We start from the raw sequence: 15,346 nt of genomic DNA on the forward strand, positions 1-15,346 counted from the left end.
AAACTGAAGGCTGAAGGCTGAAGACTGAAGACTGAAGACTGACGAGGAGGGTGCCATGCCGATCATCACAGCCCATGAGCTGGCGGAACGTCTGGGCGGCAGCCTCGAGCATTGTCCCCCGGATCGGCCCATTTCCGAAGTGAAGCCCCTGGAAGAGGCGGGGGCGGGGTCGGTCTCCTTCCTGGCCAATCCCAAATATGCCGCGAAGGCCAGGGAAAGTGCCGCGGGTCTGATCTTCGTGGACGCGGCGGCGGACATGGGCGAGCATCCCGTGCTCCGAGTGAAGCATCCCTACTGGGCCTTCGCCCAGGCCATCGGCTGGCTGCACCCGGAGCCCGCTCCCGAGTGGAGCGATCGCCCCGTCCATCCCGCGGCGGTGATCGGGGAAGCCTGCCGCATTGCCCCCGGCGCCACCGTGGGGGCCCGCACCGCGCTGGGGAAGGGCTGCGTGCTGCACCCCGGCGTCCATGTCGGCGACGACTGCGTGCTGGGCGAGGGCTGCGAGCTGTTCTCCGGCGCCGTGCTCTACCGCCGCACCCGGCTGGGGAACCGCGTGGCCATCCACGCCAACTCCGTGGTGGGCAGCGACGGCTACGGCTACGTGCTGGTGGAGGGCCGCCACGCCAAGATCCCCCAGGTGGGCTGGGTGGAGGTGGGCGACGACGTGGAGATCGGCGCCTGCGTGTGCATCGACCGCGGCGTGCTGGGCCCCACCCGCATCGGCACGGGCACCAAGATCGACAACCAGGTGCAGGTGGGCCACAACGTGCAGGTGGGGAACCACTGCCTGCTGGTGAGCCAGACCGGCATCAGCGGCTCCACGAAGCTGGGCGACTACGTGACCCTGGCGGGCAAGGTGGGCGTGGTGGGTCACATCGAGATCGGCAGCCGCAGCGTGGTGGGCGGCAACAGCGTGGTGGCCAAGAGCCTGCCCGAGGACAGCTTCGTCACCGGCTTCCCCGCCCGGCCCCACAAAGAGTGGACCGAGGCCCAGGCAGCCCTGAACCGCCTGCCGCGGCTCATGAAGCAACTGCGGAAGGGCTGATCGAATCAACGCCTGCTAATCGGCGAGCCTTAGCCAGACAAGCAGGGACACGGAAGGCACAGAAGCGTCAGGTGCCTTTTCTTTTCCTCCGCTATCCTCGGCTCCTCCGCAAACCTCCGCTTATGGACGCCTTTTCTGTTGAGCGTGGGAGTAGCTGGGGATCAGTCTTCGAGGATGACCACGGCCACGGCCAGGTCCCCGTCGTGGCTGACACTGCCGTGGAGCTTCCGGATGCCGCGGGCCGCCAGCAGCTCCGCCAGGGCCCCCACGGCCCAGAGCCGCCCGTTCACGTAGCGCAGCTCCTTCCAGGACCAACCGTCCAGCCCCGTGCCCAGGGCCTTGCCGAAGGCCTCCCGCAGGGCCCAGCGCCCCGCCAGCCGCTCCGGCAGGCGCTCCCGGTTGCCCCCCAGCAGATAGTCCGCCTCCTCGGGGTGGAGGATCCGCCGCGCGCCCTTCTCGGCCCCGAAGCGGTCGATGAGGTGCCGCCAGCGGCTGGGTGGGCAGAGGTCGGTACCCAGTCCGAGGATCACATCAGCCTCCCGTTCCGTGAGGGCCATCGGGAGACAAACATCCGATTCACCAGGGAGAGCATGCTGTTGTCTTCATCACCGTTTCTCACTGTTCATCACCGGTTGAACTTTCTTTTTCTTTGGAAGAGGCCCCAGCGAGAAGCAAACAGAGACATTTAGAAACCGGTGATAAACGGTGATGAACGGTGAGAAAAGCAATGGTCCGGTGGTGGGCTTTCATCTCAGTTCCAAAGCGTACCAGCGGTCGCAGCCGCCGTGGCCGGTGCGGCCCAGGGGAGCGCAGAGGGGCTGGAAGCCCACCTTCCCGTAGAGCTTCATGGCCTGGTCCATACCCGTGAGGGTCTCCAGGTAGCAGGTGCGGTAGCCCAGGCCCTTCGCCACGGCCAGGCAGTGGCGCAACAGCGCCTCGCCCATGCCCTTCCCCCGGGCCTCGGACAGGAAGTACATCTTCCGCAGCTCGCACACGCCGGGTTCGCCGCCCTCCAGGGCCGCGACACCGGCGCCGCCCACCACCTTCCCCGCCTCGTCCTCCACCACGAAGTAGGCCGCGCCCGGAACGCCGTAGGCCCGGCTCATGAAATCCACTTCGGGATCATGGAGGGCGAAGCCCGGCCCGTCGGCGCCGAACTCGGGCATCACGGAGCGGATGAGGGCCGCCATGGCGGCGTCGTCCTGGGGCCGGATGGGTCGGAAGGTCAGCATGGGTCCAAGGTTACCAAACCGGTCCCGTCCGGATCGGATCCAGTCCACCCTGGAGGGTGGAGGTGAGCATGTCCCCGACTTCCTTCCGCGACCGTCTCCGCGCCGGCGAGCGCCTGCTGGGCACCCTGGTGCAGATTCCGAGGCCGGAGGTTGCCACGGCCCTGGCCCGGGCCGGCGTCGACTGGCTGTTCCTGGACGGCGAGCACGGGGGCTATGGCCCCGCTGAGACCTCACGGACCCTGGCGGCCCTGAAGGGCACCGTGCCCTGCCTGTTGCGGGTACCCTCCCTGGATCCCGAGGTCCTCGCCGACGCGGTCGCCGTCGGTGCCGAGGGCCTCATCGTGCCCCACGTGGACACGGCGGCCCAGGCGGAGGCGGTCGTGCGTGCCGTCAAGGGCCGGGGCCTGGTGGTGGTGCAGGCCGAGTCCAAGGAGGCTCTGGCGGACATCGGCGCCCTCGCCCGGGTGCCCGGCGTGGCGGCGGTCTTCGTGGGTCCCTACGACCTGAGCGCCAGCTTGGGGATCTCCGGGCAGTTCGATCATCCCGCCTTCCTGGAGGCGGTGGATCGCATCGCCCGCGCCTGCCGCGAAGCCGCCATGCGCCTCGGCATCTTCCGCATGACCGCTGCGGAGATGCGGCCCCACGCGGCCGCCGGTTTCACCCTCCTGGCCACGGGCTTGGACAGCACCCTACTGGAGACCGGGGCCCGGGCGATGCTGGCCGACCTGCGTGCTTGAGCCTCACTCCGGCCAGTGGTGCTTGGGATAGCGCCGCGAGAGCGCCGGCCGCAGTTCCTTGTAGGCGCGCTGCCAGAAGCCGGCGAGGTCCGTGGTGACCTGCATGGCCCGCATGTTGGGGGCCAGCAGGTGGAGCACCAGGGGCACGGCGCCGCCGGCCACGGCGGGCGTTTTCTTGAGGCCCCAGAAGTCCTGGAGGCGCGAGGCGATCCAGGGCGGGTCGTCCTCGTAGTGGACCTTGGTGGGCCGGCCCTTGGGCAGCTGGATGGCCTCCGGGGCCCAGGTGTCCAGCAGGCGCAGGGTCTCGGCGGGGAAGGCCTGGCGAAGGGCCGCGGGCCAGTCCACATCCTGCACCTCCCGCAGCGTCGTCCGGCCCGCGCAGGCCCCCGCCAGCAGCGGGCCCAGGAGGTCCTCGGGCAGGTCCAGCTCCGGCCGGTGCTTCCGCAGGAAGGAGAGGCGGGCCAGGTACCTCGCGGGCACTTCGTCCAGGGGACGGCCGCGCAGGGCCTCGGCCAGCAGGGCCGCCACGCGCGGATCCGCAGGATCCGCGGGACCCCGGCTCGCGTCGATCACCAGGCCGTCATAGCGGATCTCCGACAGCCGCTCCACCCGTCCGGCCGAAGTGTTGAAGCGCAACTCGTCCACATCCTCCAGGCGCTCGGGGAAGGCATCCAGCAGCCAGTCCGCCTCGCAGCGGGAGGCCAGGCGGATGAGCGTCTGCCCACCCGTGCCTTGCTTCTGGGCCTCGGCCTCCAGGGCCAGGATGAGGCCGGGGCGCCGCACGCGGCTGGCGGGATCCAGCTTCGCCCCTCCGCCCCCGGCAAAGGCGCAGGTGCCGTTGGTCGAGAGCTGGCCCACGCGATCCGGGTAGGCGGCGAGGAGGGCCTTCAGCAGGCGCGGCTCGGCATCCGCGGGTTCTGGCGCGGCCGGCAGCAGGCGCGACAGGGACTGCACGGCCCGCTTCGCGCGGTGCACGGCGGAGGCGTCCAGCCCCGCGGCCCGGCAGGCGCCCGCGCCGAAGCCCGCCGCCTCGGCCTCCTCGAACTGGTCCAGGCGCAGCAGCAGGTCCGAGTCGGCGCCATGCCCGGTCTTGACCGGCGCCCGGTCGAGGCCTTGGCGGGCCGACAGGCTGCCGGTCTCCAGGAGGGCCGCGGCGCGCAGAGCCAGCCGCGGGATGCCCAGGTCCTCGCCGGCCACCGCCAACCGCGCAAGGCGCGGGTGCAGGGGCAGGTCCGCCATGCGCCGGCCCAGGGGCGTGAGGGCGCCGTCCGCCAGGGCGCCCAGGCGCGTGAGCAGACCCTCGGCGGCGGCCACGGCGGCCTCGGGAGGTGCCTCGAACCAGTGGAGATCGGAAAGCCGCGTGATGCCCATGCCATGCAGGGCCAGCAGAGGTTCCGCCAGGTCCGCGCGCTGCAACTCCGGCGTGTCGAAGGTGGGCCGGGCCTGGAAGTCGGCTTCCGTGAAGAGGCGCAGGCAGCGGCCCGGGCCCGTTCGGCCCGCGCGGCCCGTGCGCTGGGTGCAGCGCGCCTGGCTGATGCGCACGGTGCGCAGGCCCGAGAGGCCGGACCAGGGCGAGTGGGATGCCTCCCGGCCCAGGCCCGTGTCCACCACGGCGCCGATGCCGTCCAGGGTGACGGAGCTCTCCGCCACATTCGTGCTGAGGATGACCTTGGGCGTTCCGGTGACTTCCAGCGCGAAGGCCTGGGCCTCGGGCGACAGCTCGCCGTGCAGGGGCCGCAGGCTCAGGCCCCGCCGCGCGGCCAGGGCCTCGCAGCCCTTCAGGCAGGCGCGGATCTCCGCCGCGCCGGGCAGGAAAACCAGGGTGTGGCCCTTCAGCCCGTCGCCGTAGAGGCGGTCCAGGGCGTCGGCCACCTGCAGCTCCACGGGCCGGTCGTCCGGGCGGGGCAGGAAGGCCGTGTCCACGGGGAAGGCCCGGCCCGCGCTCTGTAGCACGGGGGCGTCCAGGTAGGCCGCCACGGGGCCGGGGTCCAGGGTGGCGGACATGACCAGGAGCTTCAGGTCTGGCCGCGCCGTGCGCTGGAGGCGCCGCAGGAGCGTGAGGGCCAGGTCCGTGTGCAGGTGCCGCTCGTGAAACTCGTCCAGCACCACGGTGGTGATGCCCTTCAGCTGCGGATCGCCGTGGAGCCGCCGCAGCAGCAGGCCTTCCGTCACGAAGCGGAGGCGCGTGGCCTTCGAGACCTTCTGCTCGAAGCGCACGGCGTAGCCCGCCCGCTCGCCCAGGGCCTCGCCCAGCTCCTCGGCCACGCGGGCCGCGGCGAGCCGCGCGGCCAGGCGCCGGGGCTCCAGGATCCAGCACTCGCCACTCCCGAGGAGCCCCGCCTCCAGCAGGGCCGGCGGCACCCGCGTGGTCTTGCCCGCGCCGGGATCCGCCTGGAGCACCAGGTTCGGGTTCCCTTCCAGGCTCCCCATGATCTGGGGCAACAGAGGGTCGATTGGGAGGGGCGTCAGCACCCACCCAGCCTAACGGAACTGCCTGATCAGCCCGGGAAGTCGCCGGGGATTTGGATGCTTTGACCTAGTTTGAAGCACCGGCCTGATTCAAAATGGGACCTCTGAATACTCTATCCACGCCCTTCCCGCCGGCTCCCCAAGGATCCTATGTCCCCTTTGTCCTGCCTCCGCCCCGCCGTCCTCCTCCTGTCCGTCCTGGCCCTCGCATGCGGGGGCGGCGGCGGGAGCAAGCCCGACGACATCCCGGCAATCCTCACCTTCACGGCGGAGCCCAACCCCGTGGTGGCCGGCGCCAAGGCCACCCTCACGGCCACCTTCCGGAACGGCTCCGGAGAGATCTACGACGGCGCCATCTACCGCCAGGTGGAAAGCGGCGTCCCCGTCCAGGTCCAGCCCGGAGCCAGCACCACGTACCGTCTCACCGTGGACACGCTGATCTCGACCACCAAGGCAGTGAAGGATCTGCGCCTGAAGGTCCTCCCCAGCGCCGCCATCACTGTCTCCGGGCAGCCCAACCCGCCCTACGTGTCGGACGGGATCGCCTACACGGCCTCCGTCCCGACCCAGCCCGGGGCCACCTTCCATTGGAGCATCACGGGCGGGCGCATCCTCGCGGACTACGGCTCATGGGTGCAATTCGCGGGGAGCATCGGGTCCGGCACACGGCTCCAGTGCCGGGTTACCGGCTCCGAGGGGGACGTGGCCGACGGCGCCCAGGACTTCACCGTCGTGCCTACCCCAAGCGCCCAGGTGACCTACAACTGGCCCCAGGCCCCCTACGCCACCATTGGCCAGGGCGGCTACGCCGTCAGCGCCCAGGTGAGCCCCGGCATCATCGTCACCGGTTACGTGGCCCGGGGCGTCCAGGTGGACGGGAGCCTGGTGGACGGCACCCTCCACTTCACGCCGCTGGGGAGCTTCGGCACCTGCTCCGTGACCATCAACCTCAGCAATAAGGCCGGGTACGTCGTGGACGCCACCGGGGTCATCCAGGCCGTCTCCGCCCCCGCCATCAGCCACTTCAAGGCCGATAGGCCCGTCATCACCGCGGGCGAGGGTACCGCCCTCAGCTATAGCTTCACCGGGGGTCAGGGAGTCGTCAGCCCGGGGGGAGTCCTCGCCTCTGGCTACGGTCAGCTGCCCGTGACCCCCGCCGCGGACCAGGCCTATACCCTCACCGTAACCAACCTTGCCGGCACCACGGCCACGGCCCAGGCCTCGGTGCAGGTGGCCCCCGTGCCCGTCATCCAGGGTTTCACCTCCGACCTAGCCGCGGCGACGCCTCCCGGGGTGGTCACCCTGACCCCGGCCTTCACCGGCGGAACGGGGCTCATCGAGCCCGGCGGCCTCACGGTGGCCAGCGGCCAGGCCGTGACCGTGCAGCCCCGGGTGTCCACCCGATACATCCTCACGGTCACCAACGATGCGGGCCGCACGCTAAAGGCCCGCCTGGTGATCCACGCCGGCGGCGTCGTGGAGACGGAGGGCAATTCCACCGCCGGCTACGCCATCGATCGCCAGGGCGGCGCCTGGTCCTGGGGCATGAACGCCTCCGGCCAGCTGGGCAGGGGCGGTTGGGCCCCCGATACGGTCCCGGGCCCCATCCAGGGCCTCACGGGCGTCCGGAGCCTAGTCTCCAGCGCCTTCGGCACCTCCCAGCCCCTCGCCAAGCGGGCCTTCTGCGCCGCTCTCCTTTCGGACGGCACCGTGTGGACCTGGGGGGCCAACCTCAACGGCCAGCTGGGGGATGGCTCCACCGTGCGGGAACGGAACACGCCCGCCCAGGTGGCCGGCCTCTCGGGCATCGTCCAGATCGCCGCGGGGGACGCCCACCTGGCGGCCCTCAAGGACGACGGCACCGTGTGGACCTGGGGCGCCAACGCCCACGGACAGCTGGGCACTGGGGACCGGGTGGATCGGAGCGTCCCCGTCCAGGTGGCGGGGTTACCCCCTGTCGCCCTCATCGCCTGCGCGGGCCTGGCCACGGAAGCCAGCGCCCAGGACGGCACCACCGCCCGCTGGGGCATGGCCGACTACCACGATGACCTCCAACCGGTGAACGCCTACCTGACCGACGCCTACGCCATCAAGGGCATGAACGCCTGGATCGGCACCGGAACTCCGGGGGTGGGCGCCCTGGGTGGGTGGACGACGCCTGCGGACATGGTGGGCTACACCGACGGCACCAGGATCATCCTCCGCCAGGGGGGGCGCATGGCCGCCCGGCAGTACAACCCGCCAACAGGGTTCACGGACGTTGCGGGTCTGATGGGCATGGACCAGGTGTGCGCCAATCCCTGGACCACGACCATGGTGGGATCCGAGGGCCAAGTGCTGGCCAGCGGCCTCCCCGCTTGGGGCGTCACCGGGGGCGCCCTGCCCCTGGCCCGGAACATCCCCACGGCGGTGCCGGGGCTGGGTCCGGTGGATTCCGCCCTGGCCGGCCGGGGCCTAGGCGCCGCCCGCTCCCGGGACGGCCAGGTGTACGGGTGGGGGAGGCTGGCGGGGCCCTTGATCACCAATTGGACGCCCGTCTGTTCCGGGACGCCCGCGCCCCTTCCGGCGGTCAGTTCGCCTCTTACCCCCTGGGCCTTTGACACCAGCAGCTGGGGCCAGGCCAGCCTCCTCCTCTGGGGGGGCGGATCCTGGTGGTCCTGGACCGGCGGCCAGGCGCCTACGGTCTTCACCAGCACTCCCTGGACCACACTGACGCCCGCTGCCGCTGCCCATGGTGGGGCCCATCGGCTCATTGTCGCCCAGGACGGGAGGGTCTATGGCTCCGGCGAATTCCGCAGCGGTCAGCTTGGCCTGGGCGCCGCGGAGCTTTCCAGTTCGCTGGCTGAGCAGTCCATGGCGGTCGTACCGGGCCTGATGGCCACTTCCGCCGCTTGCGGCGGGGAGCATTCCCTGGTCCTGCTGCCGGACGGCACGGTCCAGGCCTTCGGCCGCAACGCGGAGGGCCAGCTGGGCACCGGCTCGGCCGGCGCCCTGGCCCCCAGTCCCGTCCCCGTGCCGGGGCTCACGGGCGTCACCGCCGTGGCCGCAGGGGGCAACCGCTCTTACGCGCTCCTGGCGGACGGCACCGTGGCCGCCTGGGGTGAGGATCTGGGCCCGGCCCCCGCCGCCTTACCCGGTTTGGCCGGCGTCACCGCCCTCTCCGCCGGGGAGCGCCATCTCTTGGCCCTGAAGGCCGATGGCACCGTGTGGGCCTGGGGGGACAATCACCAGGGCCAGCTGGGCCTCGACACCTGGGAGAACGTGGGTCAGCCCACCCAGGTCCCCGGCCTCGCCGGCATCCGCCAGGTGAGCGCATGGGACGATCATTCCTTCGCGGTGGGCCTGGACGGAACGCTGTGGGTGTGGGGTTCCGACGCCCCCGCCGGCCAGCTGGGTTTGGGCCGGGCCTTCCCGACCCTCGGCCTGGGCGAGGTGAAGGCGGGATTCCGCCTGCCCTGAGGTGGCGATACTACGATCAGCCATGATCCTCACCGATGGCGCATCCATCCCTGATACCGGCTTCGGCACCTGGCAGATCCCCCAGGGCTATCCACCCAAGGAACGAGGCCATGAAGCCTCCTTCCGTTTGAGTGGTGGCCCGCGGGATGGTGTCCTGGCCCAGGCAGGACAGTCCTTTCCCAGCCGGTGCCAAGCCCGGATTCCACATTCCTGAGACCCCTCGCCGGGACCTCCGTCGCCCGGGGCGGTGCCGGTCGTCCCCCCTCGCGTAGAATGGATCCTTCAAGGAGCAATCATGGCGGGCATGGAGACGGCGGGCGTGGGCGGCAAGGCGGGCGTGGCGATGGACAGCCTGCGGGACGCCTACGGGGACACCCTGGTGGAGCTGGGGAACGAAGGCGCCAACATCGTCGTCTTCGACGCGGACCTGGCCGGCTCCACCCGCACCAGCAAGTTCGCCAAGGCCTTCCCCGAGCGCTTCTTCAACATGGGCGCCGCCGAGCAGGGCATGGTGGCCGCCGCCGCCGGGGCCAGTACCACGGGCGTGGTGCCCTTCGTGAGCACCTTCGCCATGTTCGCCACGGGCCGGGCCTACGAGTTCGTCCGCCAGGCCTGCGGCGTGGGCCACCAGAACGTGAAGATCGTGGCCACCCACGCGGGTCTCACCGTGGGCGAGGACGGCGGCACCCACCAGTGCCTGGAGGACCTGGCCCTCATGCGCATGATCCCGGGCATGACGGTGATCTCGCCCGCCGACGGCATCGAGACGAAGCAGGCCATCCGCGCGGCCTACGCCCACCAGGGCCCCGTCTACGTCCGCCTCACCCGGGACAAGTTCCCGCGCATCCACTCGGAGGACTACCGCTTCCAGATCGGCAAGGCCGTGATGATGCGGCCAAGCGCGGAAGCGCCCAGCGCTGGCACGGACGTGCTGCTGGTGGGCTGCGGCCTGGGCACGTCGATCTGCCTCGCGGCCGCGGAGCTGCTGGCCGCCGAAGGCATTGAGGCCACGGTGCTGCACTGCCCCACCATCAAGCCCTTCGACCGGGAGACGCTGGTGAAGCTGGCGAAGGCCCACCGGGCGGTGGTCACCTGCGAGGAGCACCAGGCCCACGGCGGCCTGGGCGGCGTGGTGGCGGAGATCCTGTCGGAAGCACACCCCATGCCCCTGCGTCGGGTGGGCGTGCAGGACCAGTTCGGCCAGAGCGGCAAGCCCGACAAGCTGCTGGAGGCCTACGGCGTCACGCCCCAGGCCGTGGTCGCTGCCTCGAAGGCCGCCCTCTGATGGCCACCGAGACCTTCCAGGCCAGCCGCTGGACGAAGGGCAACCACCTGTTCACCACCGTGATCGAGGTGACGGACAGCGCCGTGATCCGCCGCAAGCGGTCCTGGTTCACCGTCAACGAGATCAGCATCCATCTGTCGAAGGTGGCCAGCGTCCGCATCGAGACGGGCCTGCTCTGGTCCGACCTCACCGTCGAGAGCACCGGCGGCAGCGACCCCCTCACCAGCCACGGCCACACCAAGGCCGACGCCCGCCGCATCAAGGAACTCATCGAGGCCGCCCAGAGCCGGGGCATGCGCTAAGAGGGGAGGCCATGCCGCCAGCGACGCCAGCGCCTCCCGATCCAGAGTCCCGGCGCCCTTCCGGGGCCGGCGTCCTGCCCGCGGGGTCCAGAATCGGCCGCTTCCAGGTGCAGGCCCTCCTGGGGCGGGGGGGCATGGGGGCGGTGTACCTGGCCTGGGACCCCGTGCTGGAGCGGAGGGTTGCCCTCAAGGCGATCCACCTGGGCGAGGACGGGAAGGTCATGGCCAAGGCCAGGTTCCGCCGTGAGGCCAAGGCGCTGGCCCAGCTCAACCACCGGAATGTGTGCCAGGTGCACGACTGGGTGGAGGCGGACGGGAGCGCCTACATCGCCATGGAGTTCATCGAGGGGAAGACCCTGGCCGAGCTGGCGAAGGGGCTGGACCTCCGGCGCAAGCTGCAGGTGGTGCGTTCCATCGCCTACGCCCTGGAGGCGGCCCACGCCAAGGGGATCATCCACCGGGATCTGAAACCGAGCAACGTGATGGTGGATGCCGATGGCCAGGTCAAGGTCCTGGATTTCGGTCTGGCCAGGCTCGTGGATTCAGCCTCGGACGAGGGGGAGGATCCGACCGGGAACGCCCTCAACCTCGCGGGTCTGCACCCGCAGGAGAGCGGGCCGACGCTGGCGGCTGTCCCGGCCCCGGACTGGGAGGAGCGGACGAGCGTGGGCTCCGCGCCTCCCTCTCCGTCACCTTCCGACTGGGGCGAGATGACGGAAGCCGGCGTGTTCATGGGCAGCCCCACCTACGCGTCTCCGGAGCAGATGCGCGGGAAGCGCGCCGGTCCGGCGAGCGACGTGTTCTCCCTGGGTGTGGTCGCCTGGGAGCTTCTGCTGGAGGACCACCCGTTTCCCGGCGAGGGCCGGGAGAGGATGGTGGCCACCATCCAGGGCGACCTCCGGCCGCTGCGGGGCCGGGGGCTGCCCCGATGGCTGGGGACCCTGCTGCGGACCATGCTCCTGCGAGAAGCAGCCAAGCGGCCGACGAGCCGCCAGGTGGCCGATGCCATCAGCCGCCATCTGGCGGGGAACCCCGCCGCCCGGTGGGCCGCCGGCCTCGCCATCGGCCTCGGCGTGGTGGCGGGGGGTGGCTACTACCTGTTCGGACGCAGCATCATCGGGGACCTCGGCAGGGGACGTCCGCCGCGGATGGCGGTCATGCCGATCCGCAACGCCACGGGGGATCCGGCCTTCGAGGCCCAGGTGGGCGTGGGCATGACGGAGCTCCTGTCGACGGCCCTGCGGGGCTCGCCCCACATGGACGTGGTGGAACCCGAATCCGTGGCCCGGGTGCTGTCGACCCTCCGGATCTCCGCCTCAGAAGCCCTGGATCCGGCCAGCCAGCCTCGGATCGCCAACGCCCTGGGCGCCCAGCTGTTCCTCCGGGGAACCCTGGGCCGGGACCCCGCCGGGCAGGTGAATGTGCTGACCTACGAGCTGGTGGACGGATCAGGACGCATCCGCTTCTCGGGGGCGGCTCGGGCCCCTCGCCAGGATTCGTTCGCGCCCTACGAGCTGGTGGATCCCGCCGCCAGCGACCTGCTTCGGAAGGTGGACCCGCTTCGGGCAGGCACGATCCAGAACACGCCGGTGCCGCCGCAGGCCTTTGCCGCCTATGCCCAGGGGAAGGCTCTGTTCCTGAAGGGGGACTTCAAGGGCAGCGAGCCCTATCTCCAGGACGCCGCCATGAAGGCCCCGGCCTTTTCCAGCGCCGTGTCGGCCTATGCCGCCTGCCTCCGCCGCCTTGGCCGGGATCAGGCGCCCGCGGTCGCCAACTGGGCGCTCATGTCCGCGAAGGCCACGGGGGACCGGTGGGCCGAAGGGCGGACTTTGGGCCTGAAGGCCTACCTGGCCAAGGATCTCGGGCAGCTCGATGAATCCGAGAAGCTCCGCGAGGCCACCCTGGCTCTGGCCCAGGCCATCGGCGACCGGGATGGGGAGATCATCGCCTACAACCACCTGGGGCTGATCGCGGCCGAGCGGGGGAAGTCCAAGGCGGCCCGGGAATTCTACGAGCGATCCCTCCAGCTCAGCCAGCAGACCGGGGACAAGGTGTACCAGTCCCTGGCCCAGAACAACCTGGCCAACCTGGCGCTGAAGCGGGGCGATCTCGGGACCGCCGAAGCCCTCTACCAGAGCAACCTGAACCTCCAGCAGGGGTTGGGGAACCGGTGGGGCGAGGCCCTCGCCCAGAACAACCTGGGGGTGGTCGCGCTCATGGCCCGGGACCTGCCGGCGGCCGAAGCGCGGCTGACCGCGGCCCTGGCGATCCGGGAATCCGTGGGCGACCGGGTGGGCCGCATCACCTGCCTGCGGAACCTCGGCATCCTCGCCCAGATGAAGGGGGACCTGCCTGGTTCCGCGGCCTTCCACCGCCGCGCGCTCGACCTCGCGGAGACCTCGGGGCTGCGGACCATCGAGGCCGAGTGCCGGTTCTACGCGGCCGAGCTGGATCGCCTCCAGCAGCGATTCGGCCCGGCCCTGGCGGGCTACCGGCAGGTCCTCGAGCTCCTGCCGGAAGGGGTGACTCCGGATGTCCGGGCGAACGCCCAGGCTGCCGCCGCGGAATGTCTGATCCGCAGGCCCCGGCCCGATCTGAAGGAAGCAGGGAGGTGGCTCCTCGCCATTCCGGCCGGGTCCGCGGGCTCGCCCTACGTCTACCGGGCCAAGGCCTGGCTGGCGGCCCGGTCGGGCCAGCGCGAGGCGGCCCTGGCCGAGCTGGTGCGTGCGACCGAGGACCCCAGCCGCCAGGCTCCGGAGATCCGGGCCGAACTCGAAGCCGCACGGGCCGCCTTTCTGGCGGAGCCCCGCTAGCGTGATTCAGTCCGGGCGGTGCCCGCGAGCTTCGCCGCCACGGCCTTGAGGTCCTCGTCCGGCGAGAGGTGATGCCGCACTTCCTGGTCGCCCTGGCTGAGGGCGACGCAGATCCGCCCGAAGGGGCAGTTCTGCAGGCAGGATTCCCGGACGATCTGGAGCCCCTGAAGCCGCTTGCGGCCGAGGAGCAGCTGGGTGAGGCAGGCCAGGGCTTCGGTCATGGCCTTGCCGCGTCGGGGGCTGCGGAGGGCCTGGCGTTCGCAATCGGCACAGATGGTGAGGACGGGCGGCATAGACATAAAAATCTAGCACAATGCCGGTTTGCACCACACCGGATGGAGGATCAGGCGAATCGGGGCGCCCGCTTCTCGAAGAAGGCGGCCAGGCCCTCCTTGGCGTCGGGGTGGCGCATGGCGGCCTTCATCTGGGCGCCTTCGGCCTGGAGGCGCGCCCGCAGGGTCTCGGCGTCCAGCCCCTGATTGCGGAGGAGCGTCGCCTTGATGCGGGCGAAGGTTTCGGCGGGGCCCGCCGCCAGCCGGTGGGCGAGGGCCTCCACGGCAGCCTCCAGCTGGTCCGCAGGCACGATGCGGTTCACGAGGCCCAGAGCCTGGGCGCGAGCGGCGTCCAGGGTGTCGCCGGTCATCATCAGCTCCGCCGCCACGGCCGGATTCACGAGCCGCGAGAGCATGACGCTGCCGCCCCAGTCCGGATGGAGGCCGATCTTCACGAAGGCCATGCCGAAGGCGGCTTCGGGCGTGGCGATCCGCAGGTCGGCGCAGAGGGCCAGGCTCATGCCCGCACCGGCGGCGGGCCCGTGGACCACGGCCACCACGGGCTTCGGCAGGGTGGCCAGGCCGTGGGCCACCGCGGCGCCCAGGTCCAGCAGGGACTCCAGCTCCGCCCAGCGCTCCTCGGCCAGGGCCGCGGAGATCCACCCAAGGTCGCCGCCCGCGCAGAAAGCCCGCCCCGCGCCCCGCAGGAAGAGCGACTTCACGCCCGGTTCAGCGGCCTTCGCCAGCGCCTCCTCGAAGCCCTCCTTCATCTCCGGCACCAGCGCGTTCAGCTTGTCCGGCCGGTCCAGCGTCAGCGTGGCGACGCGGTCGCGGAGCTCGAAGCGGATGGGAGAGGGCATGGGAACTCCAGGGAATCAGCCACGGATGAACACAGATGAACGCGGATAGAGAAAACTACCATCTGTGTTCATCTGTGTTCATCTGTGGCCAATCGCTTTGACGAAGGCCGCGAAGAGGTCGCGGGCGGCGTCGCCGGCGGGGCCCTTGAGGCCCACGAGGTTCTCGGGGTGCCACTGGACGCCGAAGACCCAGCGGGCGGGATCGGCGGCCTCCACGGCCTCCACCAGCGGGCCGGTGGCCGCGTGGACGGTGTCGAGGTGCCAGCCCACGGCCGCCAGGATCGGCGCCACGCGCTTCACGGCCTGGTGGTGGCGGCTGTTCACGAGGAAGACGTCCTCGCCCAGCAGGGCCCGCAGGCGCGAGCCCGGGGCGAGCTGCACACGGTGGCGCATGTCCGGGATCTCGGGCGTGCCGTGCTGGTGGCGCGTGGGTTCACAGCCGTAGTGGTCCGGGATGTCCTGGATCATGCTGCCGCCCAGGGCCACGTTGAGGACCTGCTCGCCACGGCAGATGCCGAGGATGGGCAGGCGCCGCTCCCAGGCCGCCCGGATGAGGGGAATCTCGAAGGCATCGCGGCCGGCGTCCACGTCGGCCTTGGGATGGACGTCTTCGGCCTCGTCCCAGTGCCGGGGGTGGATGTCGTCGCCGCCCGTCAGCAGGAGGCCGGCGATCTCGGCCAGATTCGGCAGGGGATCATCCGGGGTCACCAGCAGGATGGGCCCCGCCCAGCCCGCGGCCTTCAATGCCGGAAGGTAATGCTTCTCGGCGCCGGACTTGTTTTTACAGCTCACCAGAAGATTTGAGTTGCCGCTTGACATGCCTGGGCCCCGGGGGAATCGTGATTACCCTACCACCCCCTCAGATGGTCTGA

Annotated in this window: 12 protein-coding genes; 6 read left to right on the forward strand and 6 right to left on the reverse strand. The window is 71.0% G+C overall.

Going from position 1 to position 15,346, the window contains the following annotated elements; all coding sequences use genetic code 11:
- Positions 1-55: 55 nt before the first annotated feature.
- Positions 56-1,045 carry a UDP-3-O-(3-hydroxymyristoyl)glucosamine N-acyltransferase gene (lpxD, locus tag MLG87_RS14530; RefSeq protein WP_243295817.1) on the forward strand — a complete coding sequence of 330 codons (990 nt, stop codon included), beginning with the start codon at positions 56-58 and terminating at the stop codon, positions 1,043-1,045.
- A 161-nt stretch (positions 1,046-1,206) separates the two neighbouring features.
- On the opposite strand, the gene MLG87_RS14535 is transcribed toward lpxD, so the two are convergent.
- Together MLG87_RS14535 and MLG87_RS14540 are read right to left on the reverse strand one after the other, a co-directional pair.
- Positions 1,207-1,602 (reverse strand): holo-ACP synthase, encoded by a 396-nt coding sequence (locus MLG87_RS14535; RefSeq protein WP_243295818.1) that lies wholly within the window; start codon positions 1,600-1,602, stop codon positions 1,207-1,209.
- A gap of 189 nt (positions 1,603-1,791) precedes the next feature.
- Positions 1,792-2,277, reverse strand: coding sequence for a GNAT family N-acetyltransferase (locus tag MLG87_RS14540; protein ID WP_243295819.1), 486 nt, complete (start codon positions 2,275-2,277; stop codon positions 1,792-1,794).
- 68 nt (positions 2,278-2,345) lie between these two features.
- Between MLG87_RS14540 and MLG87_RS14545 the strand changes: the two genes are divergently transcribed.
- Positions 2,346-3,014 carry an HpcH/HpaI aldolase family protein gene (locus MLG87_RS14545; protein WP_243295820.1) on the forward strand — a complete coding sequence of 223 codons (669 nt, stop codon included), beginning with the start codon at positions 2,346-2,348 and terminating at the stop codon, positions 3,012-3,014.
- A 3-nt stretch (positions 3,015-3,017) separates the two neighbouring features.
- On the opposite strand, the gene hrpB is transcribed toward MLG87_RS14545, so the two are convergent.
- Complete coding sequence (hrpB, locus tag MLG87_RS14550) at positions 3,018-5,486, reverse strand: ATP-dependent helicase HrpB (protein ID WP_341848588.1); 2,469 nt, start codon at positions 5,484-5,486, stop codon at positions 3,018-3,020.
- Between the two features lie 147 nt (positions 5,487-5,633).
- Between hrpB and MLG87_RS14555 the strand changes: the two genes are divergently transcribed.
- The 4 genes from MLG87_RS14555 to MLG87_RS14570 all read left to right on the forward strand — a co-directional run bounded on the left by MLG87_RS14555 (position 5,634) and on the right by MLG87_RS14570 (position 13,342).
- Positions 5,634-8,942 carry an RCC1 domain-containing protein gene (locus MLG87_RS14555; protein ID WP_243295822.1) on the forward strand — a complete coding sequence of 1,103 codons (3,309 nt, stop codon included), beginning with the start codon at positions 5,634-5,636 and terminating at the stop codon, positions 8,940-8,942.
- A 295-nt stretch (positions 8,943-9,237) separates the two neighbouring features.
- Positions 9,238-10,227, forward strand: a complete 990-nt coding sequence (locus tag MLG87_RS14560; RefSeq protein WP_243295823.1) for a transketolase family protein — start codon at positions 9,238-9,240, stop codon at positions 10,225-10,227.
- Positions 10,227-10,529, forward strand: a complete 303-nt coding sequence (locus MLG87_RS14565; RefSeq protein ID WP_243295824.1) for a PH domain-containing protein — start codon at positions 10,227-10,229, stop codon at positions 10,527-10,529. Before MLG87_RS14560 ends, MLG87_RS14565 begins: the two co-directional genes overlap by 1 nt.
- 11 nt (positions 10,530-10,540) lie before the next feature.
- Entirely contained in the window at positions 10,541-13,342 is a 2,802-nt protein-coding gene (locus MLG87_RS14570; RefSeq protein ID WP_243295825.1) for a serine/threonine-protein kinase, read from the forward strand.
- On the opposite strand, the gene MLG87_RS14575 is transcribed toward MLG87_RS14570, so the two are convergent.
- The 3 genes from MLG87_RS14575 to MLG87_RS14585 all read right to left on the reverse strand — a co-directional run bounded on the left by MLG87_RS14575 (position 13,339) and on the right by MLG87_RS14585 (position 15,293).
- A complete protein-coding gene (locus MLG87_RS14575) occupies positions 13,339-13,635 on the reverse strand; it encodes a hypothetical protein (RefSeq protein ID WP_243295826.1) in 297 nt (98 codons plus the stop codon). The genes MLG87_RS14570 and MLG87_RS14575 overlap by 4 nt on opposite strands.
- Positions 13,636-13,685: 50 nt before the next feature.
- Positions 13,686-14,474 (reverse strand): enoyl-CoA hydratase/isomerase family protein, encoded by a 789-nt coding sequence (locus MLG87_RS14580; RefSeq protein WP_243295827.1) that lies wholly within the window; start codon positions 14,472-14,474, stop codon positions 13,686-13,688.
- A gap of 78 nt (positions 14,475-14,552) precedes the next feature.
- Entirely contained in the window at positions 14,553-15,293 is a 741-nt protein-coding gene (locus tag MLG87_RS14585; protein ID WP_243295828.1) for a gamma-glutamyl-gamma-aminobutyrate hydrolase family protein, read from the reverse strand.
- Positions 15,294-15,346: the final 53 nt, after the last annotated feature.

This window comes from Geothrix mesophila (genome assembly GCF_022808835.1).
Lineage (GTDB): Bacteria > Acidobacteriota > Holophagae > Holophagales > Holophagaceae > Geothrix > Geothrix paludis.